Annotated in this window: 12 protein-coding genes; 5 read left to right on the forward strand and 7 right to left on the reverse strand. The window is 63.6% G+C overall.

Annotated features, from left to right (window positions below; genetic code table 11):
* Positions 1–1,005 carry a cytochrome d ubiquinol oxidase subunit II gene (locus CKW40_RS26700; protein WP_095202831.1) on the reverse strand — a complete coding sequence of 335 codons (1,005 nt, stop codon included), beginning with the start codon at positions 1,003–1,005 and terminating at the stop codon, positions 1–3.
* Position 1,006: 1 nt separating this feature from the next.
* Positions 1,007–2,368, reverse strand: coding sequence for a cytochrome ubiquinol oxidase subunit I (locus CKW40_RS26705; RefSeq protein WP_095202832.1), 1,362 nt, complete (start codon positions 2,366–2,368; stop codon positions 1,007–1,009).
* Positions 2,369–2,608: 240 nt separating this feature from the next.
* Between CKW40_RS26705 and CKW40_RS26710 the strand changes: the two genes are divergently transcribed.
* Both CKW40_RS26710 and CKW40_RS26715 read left to right on the forward strand, forming a co-directional pair.
* Complete coding sequence (locus tag CKW40_RS26710) at positions 2,609–3,535, forward strand: ABC transporter ATP-binding protein (protein WP_095202833.1); 927 nt, start codon at positions 2,609–2,611, stop codon at positions 3,533–3,535.
* A complete protein-coding gene (locus CKW40_RS26715; protein WP_095202834.1) occupies positions 3,532–4,293 on the forward strand; it encodes an ABC transporter permease in 762 nt (253 codons plus the stop codon). The genes CKW40_RS26710 and CKW40_RS26715 overlap by 4 nt, the downstream gene beginning before the upstream one ends.
* Positions 4,294–4,345: 52 nt before the next feature.
* Here CKW40_RS26715 and CKW40_RS26720 read toward each other — a convergent pair whose 3' ends face one another.
* Positions 4,346–5,383: a phosphatidylglycerol lysyltransferase domain-containing protein gene (locus tag CKW40_RS26720; protein ID WP_095202996.1), complete on the reverse strand. Its 1,038-nt coding sequence runs from the start codon at positions 5,381–5,383 to the stop codon at positions 4,346–4,348.
* Between the two features lie 440 nt (positions 5,384–5,823).
* On the opposite strand from CKW40_RS26720, the gene CKW40_RS26725 reads away from it, so the two are divergent.
* Together CKW40_RS26725 and CKW40_RS26730 are read left to right on the forward strand one after the other, a co-directional pair.
* Entirely contained in the window at positions 5,824–7,005 is a 1,182-nt protein-coding gene (locus tag CKW40_RS26725; protein ID WP_095202835.1) for a flavin-containing monooxygenase, read from the forward strand.
* 156 nt (positions 7,006–7,161) lie between these two features.
* Positions 7,162–7,872, forward strand: coding sequence for a potassium channel family protein (locus CKW40_RS26730; RefSeq protein WP_179298120.1), 711 nt, complete (start codon positions 7,162–7,164; stop codon positions 7,870–7,872).
* A 9-nt stretch (positions 7,873–7,881) separates the two neighbouring features.
* Here the strand turns inward: CKW40_RS26730 and CKW40_RS26735 are convergent, their stop codons facing one another.
* Together CKW40_RS26735 and CKW40_RS26740 are read right to left on the reverse strand one after the other, a co-directional pair.
* Positions 7,882–8,106, reverse strand: coding sequence for a hypothetical protein (locus CKW40_RS26735; RefSeq protein WP_095202837.1), 225 nt, complete (start codon positions 8,104–8,106; stop codon positions 7,882–7,884).
* 136 nt (positions 8,107–8,242) lie between these two features.
* Positions 8,243–10,246 (reverse strand): PhoX family protein, encoded by a 2,004-nt coding sequence (locus CKW40_RS26740; RefSeq protein ID WP_095202838.1) that lies wholly within the window; start codon positions 10,244–10,246, stop codon positions 8,243–8,245.
* Between the two features lie 275 nt (positions 10,247–10,521).
* Here CKW40_RS26740 and CKW40_RS26745 point away from each other — a divergent pair, with 275 nt between their 5' ends.
* On the forward strand, positions 10,522–11,085 hold the full coding sequence (locus tag CKW40_RS26745; protein WP_095202839.1) for a hypothetical protein: 564 nt from the start codon (positions 10,522–10,524) through the stop codon (positions 11,083–11,085).
* 157 nt (positions 11,086–11,242) lie between these two features.
* Here the strand turns inward: CKW40_RS26745 and CKW40_RS26750 are convergent, their stop codons facing one another.
* Both CKW40_RS26750 and CKW40_RS26755 read right to left on the reverse strand, forming a co-directional pair.
* The gene (locus CKW40_RS26750) at positions 11,243–11,905 is read right to left on the reverse strand and encodes a response regulator (protein ID WP_095202840.1); all 663 of its coding nucleotides are present in this window, start codon (positions 11,903–11,905) and stop codon (positions 11,243–11,245) included.
* Entirely contained in the window at positions 11,902–13,293 is a 1,392-nt protein-coding gene (locus tag CKW40_RS26755; RefSeq protein WP_095202841.1) for a sensor histidine kinase, read from the reverse strand. The genes CKW40_RS26750 and CKW40_RS26755 overlap by 4 nt, the downstream gene beginning before the upstream one ends.
* Positions 13,294–13,441 lie beyond the last annotated feature (148 nt).

The raw sequence follows: 13,441 nt of genomic DNA on the forward strand, positions 1-13,441 counted from the left end.
TCAGTCGTAAGTCAGGTCCGTCGCCTTCCCGCCGAACACCCGATAGGCATAGAAGGAATAGAAGATGATGATCGGCAGCACCACCACGGTGCCGGCCAGGATGATGGCCAGGCTTTCGGTCGCCGACGCCGCCTGCCAGATGGTCAATTTATCGGGCACCACGAACGGGTAGAACGACCAGGCAAGACCGGCAAAGCCGAGCACGAAGATGGCGGCCAGCGTCAGGAACGGCGTCAGCGCATGGCGGTCGTCGGGCTTCGGCAGGTGAAATGTCTGCCGCCACAGCCACAGGAACAAGAGCGCCGACAGGATCGGCAGTGGCGAGAGATACAGCATTTCCGGCCAGACGAACCATTTGTCGAAGATGCGCGGGCTGGCGAAGGGGGTCGCCAGCGACACTGCGGCCATGCCGAGCGCGGTCAACACCAGCGCGGTGCGCAGCCAGCGCACGGCCTTCTTCTGCAGCTCACCCTCGGTCTTGTAGATCACCCAGGCAGCCCCCATCGCCGCGTAGGCCGCGGCCAGGCAGAACGCCACCAGCACGCCGAACGCCATGCCGCCAAAGCCGACATCGAGGCCGAGCACATAGACGCCCAGCATATAGCCCTGCGCCAGCGAGGCGATGACGGACCCCAGGAAGAAGATGCGGTTCCAGCGATGCTTTTTGCCGCTCGGCACCTTGGCGCGGAAGTCGAAGGCGACGCCGCGCAGGATCAGGCCGACCAGCAGCACGAACACCGGAATGTAGAGCGCGGTCAGGATGACGCCATGCGCCATAGGGAACGCGACCAGCAGCAGGCCGACCGCCAGCACCAGCCAGGTCTCGTTGGCGTCCCAGAACGGACCGATCGCCGCGATCATCGTATCCTGCTCGCTGTCCTCGGCCGCGGCGAACAATATGCCGATGCCGAGGTCGAAACCGTCGAGGATGACGTAGATCAGGATGGCGAGCCCCATCAGGCCGGCGAAGATGAGGGGGAGAGCGGTAGGCCAGTCGAAGCTCATGTCACTCTCCTGCAGCCGGCTGCGACAATGCTGCCTTCATCACCCCCGGCAGCGGCGAGGTATCGCCATCCTTGGCCGCCTTCAGCGCCAGATGCACCAGCACGCCGAGATAGGCGATCAGCAGTAGCACGTAGAGGATGAGATAGACGGCGAGCGTCAGCGCGACATGGCTGCCCGCCACCGGGCCGACGGCGTCGGCGGTTTTCAGCACGCCGGTCACCAGCCAGGGCTGACGGCCGATCTCGGTCGTGTACCAGCCGGCCAGCGTCGCCAGCCAGCCCGACAGCGCCATCGGCACCATCAGCATGGCGAGCGGCTTCGGCAGGCTGTGCCGGCGCTTGAGGAAGAAGGCGGCGGACCAAGAGACGGCGAGCATCAAAAGCCCGGTGCCGACCATGATGCGAAAGCTCCAGAACAGCGGAAAAACCGGCGGATGGTTGCCGGGATAGGCGTCCAAGCCGGGCACCACGCCGTTGGTCGAGTGCCGCAGCACCAGGCTGGCGCCGTCAGGGATGGCGATCTCGAATTTGTTTTCCTTGGCGGCCTCGTCGGGCAGCGCGAACAGAACCAGCGGCACGTTGGCGCCGGTGGTCCAGTTGGCTTCCATGGCGGCGATCTTTTGCGGCTGGTGTTGCAGCGTGTTCAACCCATGTTGGTCGCCGGCGAATATCTGGATCGGGATCAGGATCGCGGCGGTGAAGACACCGGTGCGCAGCGCCTTCCACATCGATTCCGAGCGGTCGCCGTTGAGATAACGCAGCGCCGACAGGCCGGCGATGAGGAACGACACCGTCAGGCCCGACGCGAGCAGCATGTGGACGAGGCGGTATGGCATGGACGGGTTGAAGACGATGGCCCACCAGTCGACGGCATGAGCCTTGCCGTCAATCATCTCGAAGCCGGCCGGCGTCTGCATCCAGGAATTCAGCGCGATGATCCAAAAGGCGGACAGCGTGGTGCCGCCGGCGACCAGCACTGTCGCCAGCGTGTGGACACGGTTGGAGACGCGGCGGAAGCCGAACAGCATGATGCCGAGGAAGGCCGCTTCGAGGAAGAAGGCGGTGAGGATCTCATAGGCCAGCAGCGGCCCGGCAATGTTGCCGACCTTTTCCATATAGCCCGGCCAGTTGGTGCCGAACTGGAAGCTCATGGTGACGCCCGAGACGACACCCATGGCGAAGGACAGCGCAAACACCTTCACCCAGGTGAAATAGGCGCGCATCCAGGCGGAATCGTTGGTCGCGTTGTAGCGCAGCTTGAAGAACAGCAGCACCCAGCCAAGTGCAATGGTGATTGTCGGAAACAGAATATGAAACGAAATATTCGCGCCGAACTGGATGCGCGACAGTATGAGCGGGTCCATGGCGGGCTCCGGCTGCTGAAAGTACTGGCGGAGAGTAGGCCCGAAGCGGGTTCAGGTCAAAGCGGCGTCCTGCCGCGAGGCTGAACGCCACAGGACAATTTTACCGGTTCATGCGGCACATCTCCAGCCGTTCCCTGCACTGGCTGTCCAGAACTGTCAGCAGCGCCATTGACTTCCGGTTGCGCGCACCGACATTCGGCCTATATCAGGGGACCTCTTTCAGGCAGCCGTTTTCAGCCCATGCCCTCCATTCTGTCCATTTCCGGGGTCTCCAAGACCTACGCCACCGGCTTCACCGCACTCAAGGAAGTCAATCTCGACATCCAGCGCGGCGAGATCTTCGCGCTGCTCGGGCCGAACGGCGCCGGCAAGACGACGCTGATCTCGATCGTCTGCGGCATCGTCAACCGCTCGACCGGCACCGTCACCGTCGACGGCCACGACATCTCCAAGGACTACCGCGCCGCGCGCAGCCTGATCGGCCTGGTGCCGCAGGAGCTGACCATCGACGCTTTCGAGAGCGTCTGGGCGACGGTCAACTACAGCCGCGGCCTGTTCGGCAAGCCGGCTAATCATGGCTTCGTCGAGAAGGTGCTGCGCGACCTCTCGCTATGGGACAAGAAGGATGCCAAGGCGATCACGCTGTCGGGCGGCATGAAGCGCAGGCTGATGATCGCCAAGGCGCTGTCGCACGAACCGCGCATCTTGTTCCTCGACGAGCCGACCGCCGGCGTTGACGTCGAGCTGCGCCAGGATATGTGGGAGATGGTGCGCCGGCTGCGCGAGGATGGCGTCACCATCATCCTCACCACCCACTATATCGAGGAAGCCGAGGCGATGGCCGACCGCGTCGGCGTCATCAACCGCGGCGAAATCATCCTGGTCGAGAACAAGGCCGAGCTGATGCACAAGCTCGGCCGCAAGCGGCTGGTGCTGGAGCTGCGTAATCCGCTGACAGCCATCCCGGAGGCCTTTTCGCACTATGCGCTGGAGCTGTCGCCGGATGGCGGGCAGCTGACCTACACCTATGACAACCAGGCCGAGCGGCCGGGCGTCGCCTCGCTGATCCGCGATCTCGAGGCCGGCGGCATCCAGTTCCGCGACATCGATACGCAAAACAGCTCGCTCGAGGAGATCTTCGTCAATCTGGTGAGGAGAGAGCCATGAATTTCCGTGCAGTATGGGCGATCTACCGGGTCGAGATGGCGCGGGCCTTTCGCACCGTGCTGCAGAGCATCATCTCGCCTGTTATCTCGACATCGCTCTATTTCGTCGTCTTCGGCTCGGCCATCGGCTCGCGCATCACCGAGATCGACGGCATCAGCTACGGCGCCTTCATCGTGCCGGGGCTGATCATGCTGTCGCTCTTGACGCAGTCGATCTCCAACGCCTCCTTCGCCATCTACTTCCCGAAATTCGTCGGCTCGATCTACGAGCTTCTGTCGGCGCCGGTCTCCTACCTGGAGATCGTCATCGCCTATGTCGGCGGCGCGGCGACCAAGTCGATCATCCTCGGCCTGATCATCCTCGCCACCGCCTCTTTGTTCGTGCCGCTCCACATCGAGCACCCGTTCTGGATGCTCGCCTTCCTGATCTTGACGGCGGTGACCTTCAGCCTGTTCGGCTTCATCATCGGCATCTGGGCGAAGAGTTTCGAGCAGCTGCAGCTGGTGCCGCTGCTGATCATCACGCCGCTGACTTTCCTTGGCGGCAGCTTCTATTCGATCAACATGCTGCCCGGCATCTGGCGCACCGTGACGCTCTTCAATCCGGTCGTCTATCTCATCAGCGGCTTCCGCTGGAGCTTTTATGGCAAGTCCGATGTCTCGGTCGGCATCAGCCTCGGCATGACCGTCGTCTTCCTGGCGGTCTGTATCGCCATCGTCGCCTGGATCTTCCGGACGGGCTACCGGCTGCGGAACTGACGCGGCGTAGCCAAACCTGGGTTCCTCGAAGTGGGGGAGAGGAACCAGAACCTCAAATGGCCTTGACCAGCCGCAGCAACCCCAGCATCTCGATATAGGTCCCCTCGCGGAAGGCGATGTAGACCGGCTCTTCCACGCCATGGAATCGGCGCTTGAATGCTGCCTGGCCCTGCAGGTTGAACCGGCGCCGGTTGACCCAGGGCGAATCATAGGCGCGCTGGAAAGCGTTGCGCCAGAACTCGCTTTCGGCAAATCCGCTCGGCCCGATATCGACGAGCGGCGACAGGCCAAGCGTCACCACCGATATGCCCTCTTCGCGAAACCGGTCGACGGCGAATTTGGTCAGGCCGATTTCGGCATGCGGCGAGGCGTCGATATGCTTGCGCTTGAAGGCGGTGGTGTAGCCGATGACCTTGCCGTCGCGGAACAACGGATCGAAATCGAGCAGCGCGATCAGCTCGCCATCGGGCCCATGCAGGACGAAGCGGCGCATGTCGGTGCCGAGCTGATCGTAGAATGGGCGGTTGAGGAAACCCATCTCCCAGCGCTTGACGATGCGGTCGCCCCGCCAGTTCTCGGAAAGCCGGGCGATCTCGTCGAGGAAGACCGTCCGCTTGTCTTCTTCGAACGAGAAGCCCTTCTTCAAGAGCCAGCGCTCAGAATAGCGCACGGTCTCGTTGCGCTTGCCGGAAAAGTCATGCTCGGGCAGGACGAGGCTTGTGTCGATGCCCAGCCGGTTGACCTTGTAGCCGAGCCCGGCCAGCACGCGCGCCGTGTCTTCGCTGATCTGCACGAACCACGGGTCGCCGGCGGTCTCGACGAAGCGCCTGATGTAGTCTGGCCGCCGGGCCGGCGCCGCCACCGGGTCGCCGAGCGCGAAATGATGCTTCATCTTGGTCCCGAACGCGATGTAGCCGTCGGCGTCGCCAAAATAGGACAGCTTGTGCTGTACGGCACTGGAATAGGCGAGCGAGAAGTCGCCATGGCGGCGGACAATCGCCAGGCGTTCGGCATGCGTCAGTGCCTGGCGCTCGACCTTGGGCGAGGCGCCCTCTAGGATTTTGTCGAAATAGATCCGCAAGGAGGGCATGGTCGAGATTCCGCGTACCGTCTGTGGCGCGACGTGCCTTTCGACACGCTGGACGCGCCACGGCGTCTTGATTTTTCGCGGGAAGCCGAAATCGCTGCGGTTTCGGATTCCTGCGTCGGTAACGAGATCCGCCAGCCCCCCGGAACTCGAATCAATCACATTGCCGCGACCTGATTATCGCCGATGCCGCCGATATGCCATATAGGGCTGCATGGTTTCCGACAGAAGCGGACAATCCGCTCCATGTCGTTGTTTTGGCCGCATTTCCGCGATGAGAGTTGTTTGCGCCTGGCGGCGCAATGCTCTGGAGCGCAAGCGGCTCGGCACAGGCCTCGGCAATCGGCACCGATCTGCTGTATGGGTTTGCGCGCGATCAAACGGTTACAGCGTCCTGCGAGCTTGTTGGGATGCTGGAGTGGTTGAATGGGTTTTAAGAGTGAATGGCTGATACGACGACCGGACCGATGATGGAGCAGGTGGTGGCAGTCGAGCCGGCGATCGTCATTGGCGCCGGCGCCGCCGGACTGGCTGTCGCGCAGGCTTTGATCAAGGCCGGCGTGCCGGTGGCGATCCTGGAAAAGGAGAGCCGGCTGGCCGAGCCCTGGCATCGGCGGCACCAGCAATTGCATCTCAACACCCATCGCGATCTCTCGGCACTGCCCGGCCTTGCCTATCCCGGGGATACCCCCGCCTTTCCACCCAAGAGCGTCGTTATCCGCCATATGAACGATTTCCGCGAGGCGAACCGGCTGCCGGTGGAGTTTGGCGTCGCCGTCGAGACCATCGTGTTCCGGGGCGACCATTGGGCGGTGCGCACCAGCACCGGCTCGCGCCTGGCGCGCCATGTCGTCGTCGCCACCGGCCGCGACAAGGAGCCCTTCACGCCGCAGTGGAAGGGCATAGAGGCCTTCGCCGGCCGGATCATCCATTCGGCGGATTTCGGCGACGCCAAGTCCTATGCCGGCAAGAAGGTGCTGGTCGTTGGCGCCGGCAATTCGGGCTTCGACGCCCTCAACCATCTGGCCGGCGTGGACACGGCTTCTCTCTGGCTGTCGGCCCGCAGCGGTCCAGCCCTTCTGCCCAAGCGCATCGGCCAGATCGCCGTGCACCGGCTTTCGCCGCTCATGGCGCGCTTGCCGTTGCGCGTCGCCGATGCAGCGATCGCCGTGACGCAGCGCCTGGTTTTCGGCGATCTCACCAAATTCGGCATGCCGCCCGCGCCGTCAGGCGGCGCCAGCCGGCTGACCTCCGACTACACCGCGATCGCTGCGGATGACGGCGCCGTCGACGCCATCAAATCGGGCAAGATCACCGTGGTGCCGGCCATACGGGAATTCAGCCGCGACGGCGTGACCCTGGCCAATGGCAGCCTGATCGATCCCGACATCGTCATTGCCGCGACGGGCTACCGCACCGGGCTGGAGCGCATGGTCGGCAATCTCGGGGTGCTCGACAGCAAGGGCGTCCCGCTCTTCAACGGCGGCGACGCCGACCCGAAACTGCCCGGCCTGTGGTTCACCGGCATGCGGCCGAGCATTCGCGGCTGCTTCGCCAATGCCGCCATCTTGGGCAAGGCGATCGCCAGACGGATCGCCGGCTCCTCTCGGCCCTCGGGCGGCTGATCCCATCGGCTTCCGCTTGAGGACCACGATGAATGTGGTTCAGCGCGCCGGATAATTGGCGAGGTGCAAAGAGTAAGCAGTTGGTACATTCTGCCGGGGAAGCGGAGGTACTCCTCTATGGCTGTGGGCCGGTGGATAAGGAAAAAATGGCATTCCGTGCGGGATTGCCATCGGGCCTATCTGGATTTCGTTAGCCGGCATCCCATCTCGCTTGTGCCACTTGCAGCACTCTATGTCGGTCTTGTCGCGTTCCTGCTGGTTTGTTGCGTCGTCGTGGTCTCCAGCCTTGTCGACTTCCTGTGGCGCGGTCTTGAGCCTGGCGCGAAGCTCAACATCGTCCTTCCCGTCACCGTGATTTTCCTCTGGGGTCCGCTCACACTTATCGTCGCGGCCCACTACCTCTACATCACATTCGTCAGTTTCCTGTCGGCGTCGCAACTCAGAAGTTTTGCGCGGCCGGTCTTCCAGGTGCTGCAGCTCGTCGCGACCACGATGATCTTCTTCGCGGCGGTTCACTACTACATCGCCCTGTTAACCGACGGCGTCGCCTATGATGGGCTCCTGCGCCCGATGCCGGAGGGCGGCTGGTCGCCCTGGGTCAACTGGTTCGACAAGCTTATCTTCGTGCCGTCCGCGGCAACAATTGTCGACTGTATCTATTTCAGCGCGGTTACAATGGCGACCGTCGGCTACGGTGACATCAAACCGCTGACGATGACGGCGAAGATCGCGGCCATTGCCGAAATCCTGTTTTCCTTCGGGCTGATCGTCGTGGTGCTGGGATGGGTGATCGGCCACGCGAAGGACGCCGGTCCGGTTGCGCCCACCGTCGTGCCGCCCACCGACAGCCAGACGTCCGCGGAATGAAGCGTTATCTCACGCCGATTTCGGTTCCAGCCGCCGGAAACCGACGGCGTCCGTCAGCATCTCCTCGTCGACCATACCGGCATTGTGGAGGGCGAGCAGGGTCAGGGCGATTTCGCGCGCTTGCGGCGAATCGGGGTGGGCTTCGCGCTTGAGGCAGGCTTCGTCAAAGACGCGCTGCAGCCTGGCGATATCGGCGGGCTTGAGCAGGCCACGATCATAGACGGACTTCGACATGGCGGTCTCCTGAAGGAGGAGTTAGGGCGCCACCTGTAAATTGCCAATCTTTCCCGGAGCTTGAATAGGCTTCATGCCGAAGGAGGGGCATTCGGGAACCGAACCCCCTCCCAAGGCTGCAAACCGGCGCCCGAGATCAAACCGCGATCTTGCCGCCGCCTTGCCTGGTGATGGCGACGACCGACGGCCGCACCGGCATGTCGGGCTTGAAATCGGGCCAGCGCGTCGACGGATCCTCATAGTAGGACGGGCGGCCAAAACCGTCCCAATCCTCGCCGCCATCGCCCGGATGCTGGACGGCGACGAAGGCGGTCTGATCATCCGGTGCAAACAGCGGGCCGCACATTTCGGCGCCGATCGGCACGCGGAAGAACAGTTTCGAGGTCGCCCGTGCAGCCCCCTCCGTGTCGACCGCCCACAGGCCGTCGGTGCGGCCGGTGGCCTTTGGGCCCTGGCCGTCGGTGGCGACCCACAGGCGCCCGGCCGAATCGACCGCGCAATTGTCGGGCATGCCGAACCAGCCATTGGCCGTCGTCGCCGTCGAGAAGGTGGCGCCGACATCGGCAACCGAGGGATCGCCGCATTTCAACAGCACTTCCCATTTGCCCTTGGTGGCGGTGAAATCGCCGTCGGTCTCGGTGATCTCGATGATGTGGCCGAAGGCATTTTCGGCGCGCGGGTTGGCGGCATCGACCTGGTCGGCCTTGCGCTTCGAATTGTTGGTCAGCATGACATAGACCTTGCCGTTGACCCCATTGGGCTGGATGTCCTCGGGCCGGTCCATCTTGGTGGCGCCGAGCAGATCGGCGGCGCGCCGCGTCTCGATCAGCACGTCGGCCTGGCCAGCGAAGCCGTTTTCCGCCGTCAGCGGCCCCTGGCCGAAGACGATCGGCAGCCAGTCGACCGTGCCGTCCTCGGCGAATTTGGCGACATGCAGCGTGCCGTCGTCGAGCAGGTCCTTGTTGGCGGCATGGTCGTTGGCGTTGAAGGCGCCCTTGGTGACGAATTTGTAGACATAGTCGAAGCGTTCGTCGTCGCCGAGATAGAAGACGACGCGGCCGTCCTTGGCGACGATCGATTCGGCGCCTTCATGCTTGAAGCGGCCCATGGCGGTGCGCTTCCTCGGCGTCGAGGTCGGATCGTTGACGTCGACCTCGACGACCCAGCCGAAGCGATTGGGCTCGTTCGGCTCCTTGGCGAGGTTGAAGCGGTCGTAATGCGCGCCCCATTCGTAGGCGCCCTCCGGAATGCCGAGCCGCTTGTAGTTGGCGGCTTCCTTGTGGTCTTCCGGCAGTTCGCCGGAGAAATAGCCGTGGATGTTCTCCTCGGCCATCACATAGGTGCCCCACGGCGTGACGCCGCCGGCGCAATTGTTGAAAGTGCCGAACACCTTGGTGCCGGACGGATCGGCATTGGTCTTGACGCGGTCATGGCCGGCGACCGGACCGGAGAGCGCCATTTCGGTGGTGGAGGTGATGCGGCGGTTGAGCTTGCCGTCACGCACCACTTGCCACTTGCCGCCCTCCTTGCGGATCTCGACGATGGTGCCGCCATGCGCCGCCATCTCGACATCGACCTGCTCCTTCGAGAGCGGGGCGACCTCGGCCTTCTTCTTCCCGTCCTTCTCGACGATCGAAACGATGCCCGGGAACATCAGATGCGGGTTGGTGTATTCGTGGTTGACCACCAGCAGCCCGTGCTCGGCCGAGCCGTCGATCGCGATATAGCCGACATAGTCGTTGTTGTAGCCGAACTGTTTCGCCTGGGCCTGCGCCGACTGCTTCGTCGGGTCGAACTCCGGTGAATCGGCAAACAGCGGATCGCCCCAGCGCAACAGCACGTCGGCGTCGTAGCCCGGCGCGACGTGATGCTTGTCGTCGATGCCGGCCTGGAGCTCGTCGAATTTGAAGGCGGAGCCTTCCGCGGCGCGGGCATCGTCCGCGGCGATCATGGCCAGCGGGCTGACGGTGGCGGCGATCGCCGAGACGGCGAGTGATCCCTTCAGGAAACCCCGGCGCGAGAACCGCGCGGCGATGATCTCGCCCATGGTGCGGTTGTCGGTGGGATTGATGGCCGGGCCTTCGTTTTCCTCGAGCAGGCTGGTGCGGAATCGGGCGTCGGGGGAGCGATGTTCGGTCATGAGGCCTCTGGCTTTGGAGTGGCTGGAGCTTGTTGCCTGTTCGACCCCTTACGTCAGGCCGATCACATTTTCGTGACATCATACAAGCACCAATGCCCGAGGCGATGCGACTCGTCACGCACGACATCAGACTTTGGTCCAACCTTGCGCTTGCAAAGGTCCTGGAGGACAACCGCAACGGTCGCAGGTCGCTTCCAGTCACTACATCTTTCGGGGATGTTGTTGGGTGCACTGCAACTTTGGGGTGGGCACCGGCTCAATCGACGGAGATCAGGATGCACGGATCGATCACGGCCCGTTGTCGCCGGCTTGCGCTCGTCTCGTCGGCTGCTCTGGCGCTGACCATTATTCCCTATCGAATTGCCCTGCACGGCTCCGCCCCTGCAATCGATGCCGCATACGCACAGGCTGCCAATGGTGGTAATGGCGGCGGTAACGGCGGTGGCAATGGCGGCGGCAACAGTGGCGGCAATGGCGGCGGCAACGGCGGCGGCAACAGCGGGGGCAACAGCGGGGGCAATGGCGGCGGCAACAGCGGTGGCAACAGCGGTGGCGGCAACAACGGCAACGGGAATGGAAACGGCGGCAATTCCGGAACGGATGACGGTGGCGGCGACACGGGATCCGGCAAGGGCCAGAACGACCAAGGCGCCAGCCATGTCAACACAGCGACCGGCGATAAGGTCGAGGTAAACGGCAACAAGATCACGGTCACGCATCCCGACGGCATAACTGAAAACATCGAGAACGGCCGTTTCAGGATGCAGGATGCGCTGGGTCGCACGATTATCGACCGCCGGGCCACGCCGGACGATGTCAGCCGTCTGAAGGCCTTGTAGGGCTGGTCAACAGGCAACGACCAGCTTCACAAGTCACCTCCGCCGCCCCCGGCGGAGGTGACTTCTTTTTATTCGGCCCTCGCCGCGATGGCCTGGAGTGCGTCGCGTTGAAACGGATTCATGCGACGCGCCTCGGATTTTTGTCTTTATGCATGCCTTAGGGGCGGTTCCTGTCCCGGTCGCGCAGCTCGCGCATCATGAGAGCCGCTTCAGTGCGGTTTCGCACATGGAGTTTCGACAGCACCCCGGTCATGTGGTGCTTGACCGTCTTCTCCTGCAGCTCCAGGCGCAAGGCAACCTCCTTGTTTGAGAGCCCTTCCGCCACCAGCCGCAGGATTTCCGTCTGTCGTTCGGTCAGATGCCGCAACCGATCCGCCACGCCGTCGGCAGGGTGCGGCGACTGGAGATCGGAAAGCAGCCGCGCCGACAGCGTCGGCGTCAGATAACTCTCGCCGGCCGCCACGTTGTGCAGGATGTCGGCGAGCGCGCGCGACCCGACACCCTTGAGGATATAGCCTTGCACCCCTGCGTTCAGGGCCTTGGTTACATCGGCATTGGCCTCCGAAACAGTCAGCATGACGATCTTCTGTTCGGGATGGTCGGTAAGGATGCTTGCAACCGCGGTCAGGCCGCCGCCCGGCATGGAGATGTCGAGCAGCAATATGTCGGGCTGCACCGTCGAGGCGATGCGTTCGGCGTCCTGCGCCGTCGCCCCCTCGCCGACGATCTCGAAGCCTCCGATCTCCGACAGGCTGCGCGTCACACCTTCGCGAAACAGCGGGTGATCGTCGACAATGGCAATCCGAATGACCCCAATCATGCTTGCTCCTCAATCGAAAGACTGATCACCAATCGCGTGCCTTGCGCTCCGGTCAAGGTCTGGAACTGGCCGCCAATGCTTTCGACCCGCTCCCTGAGGCCGGCGAGCCCCAGCCCCTCGACCCGCGCCGGGTCGAAGCCCGGCCCGCCATCCGACACTTCGACAAAAAGCCTGCCGCTCTTCATACCGGCGCGCACCGCCTGGTCCTTGGCCCGCCCGTGGCGATAGGCGTTGTTCAGCCCTTCCTGCACGAAACGATAGATGCTGATCTTCTCGGAGGCGCCGGGTTCGGGCAAATGCCTGGGCAGTGTGAGCGTCACCGACGTTCCCGTCCGGCGCTGATGTTCGTCAACGGCCAGCCGCAATATGTCCATCGTGGCGGCCGTCTCTATCTGCGGCAGCACGAGGCCGGTGCAGATACCGCGTATTTCGCGCATCGCATCCTCCAGCGTCTTGCGGATCATCGCGACCTCGGTCGAGCGGTTTTCGCCCCAATGGCCGTCGCCGGAAAAGATCGGGCTGTCCATGCGCAGCGCCGCCAGGGCCACGAGCTGCGCCGGTCCGTCATGCAGGTCGGCGCCGATCCGGCGCAGATATCGTTCGTTGAGTGCGGTGGCGCGGCGGGACGCCCGCTGCACACGCTGCCGCAAGGCGCTGTTTTGAGTCACCAGCCCCTGCAACTCCGCCACCTGGCGGCGCAGCGCCCCGCGCTGATCGTCGATGGTGCGGCTGGCGCGCAGCACGATGCCCGACAGGAGCAGAAAGGCCGCCAAGGTGGTGCCGGCCACGACCAGCCAGCTCGACAGCAGGGCGGAAGCCAGTGTGGCCTTGAAATCGCTGGCGACCTCGTAGAATTCGGTGACGGCCACCACTTCGCCGGACCAAGGCTCGCGAACGGGATTGTAGATCTCCAGCAACGGTACGCCCGCGGACCGCTCCTTGTCTTCGTTGTCGTCGAACGTGTCGAACTGGGCAACGACGCTGCCTTGGAAGGCGGAACGCAGATGGCCGTTCAGGTCGAAGCGGCGGCCGATCAAAGCCGAGTTCTTCGAATAGAGGATCGTGCCGTCGCGGCGCCAGAGCCTGAACGAGACCAGCCGCTTGCCGAGCGCGCCCTGGCCGAGCGTCTCGTCGAGCGCCTGCTTGACGGAGTCGCTGAGCTCCTCGCTTTTGCGCAGGTCGGGCAGCAGCGGCGCGATCACGCTATCGACATAGAGCGCCGTCGTGGCGGCCGAATTGCGGGTGACGCCGTCTCGGATCTGCGAAGTCACCCAGGAGCCCACCACGAGCATGACGGCCAGAAGGCCAAAGCCGCCGGCAACGAGGAATTGCAGAGCAAGAGAAAGCTCGCTCCAGCGCCGCGCCAAGTTCCGCAGAATACGAATCATGAGCCCCTGACCGCCCCCTCCATCGACAGCCGGGCGACAGCGGTACATTGAGCCTCAGTCTTGCCGTTGCCAAGGCCTTCGTTAGAACGAGGTCGCTTGACGTCTCGGCGTGCTTCGGAAACAAGGTCCGCGGCACATGCGGCGCAGC

It is taken from the genome of Mesorhizobium carmichaelinearum (assembly GCF_900199455.1).
Taxonomy (GTDB): domain Bacteria; phylum Pseudomonadota; class Alphaproteobacteria; order Rhizobiales; family Rhizobiaceae; genus Mesorhizobium; species Mesorhizobium carmichaelinearum.

Coding starts and splice junctions, on each gene's coding strand:
- CKW40_RS26750 (WP_095202840.1), bottom strand. CDS start 11,905: ATGATTGGGGTCATTCGGATTGCCATTGTCGACGATCACCCGCTGTTT.
- CKW40_RS26735 (WP_095202837.1), bottom strand. CDS start 8,106: ATGTCGAAGTCCGTCTATGATCGTGGCCTGCTCAAGCCCGCCGATATC.
- CKW40_RS26720 (WP_095202996.1), bottom strand. CDS start 5,383: ATGCCCTCCTTGCGGATCTATTTCGACAAAATCCTAGAGGGCGCCTCG.
- CKW40_RS26725 (WP_095202835.1), top strand. CDS start 5,824: ATGGCTGATACGACGACCGGACCGATGATGGAGCAGGTGGTGGCAGTC.
- CKW40_RS26710 (WP_095202833.1), top strand. CDS start 2,609: ATGCCCTCCATTCTGTCCATTTCCGGGGTCTCCAAGACCTACGCCACC.
- CKW40_RS26755 (WP_095202841.1), bottom strand. CDS start 13,293: ATGATTCGTATTCTGCGGAACTTGGCGCGGCGCTGGAGCGAGCTTTCT.
- CKW40_RS26740 (WP_095202838.1), bottom strand. CDS start 10,246: ATGACCGAACATCGCTCCCCCGACGCCCGATTCCGCACCAGCCTGCTC.
- CKW40_RS26745 (WP_095202839.1), top strand. CDS start 10,522: ATGCACGGATCGATCACGGCCCGTTGTCGCCGGCTTGCGCTCGTCTCG.
- CKW40_RS26715 (WP_095202834.1), top strand. CDS start 3,532: ATGAATTTCCGTGCAGTATGGGCGATCTACCGGGTCGAGATGGCGCGG.
- CKW40_RS26705 (WP_095202832.1), bottom strand. CDS start 2,368: ATGGACCCGCTCATACTGTCGCGCATCCAGTTCGGCGCGAATATTTCG.
- CKW40_RS26700 (WP_095202831.1), bottom strand. CDS start 1,005: ATGAGCTTCGACTGGCCTACCGCTCTCCCCCTCATCTTCGCCGGCCTG.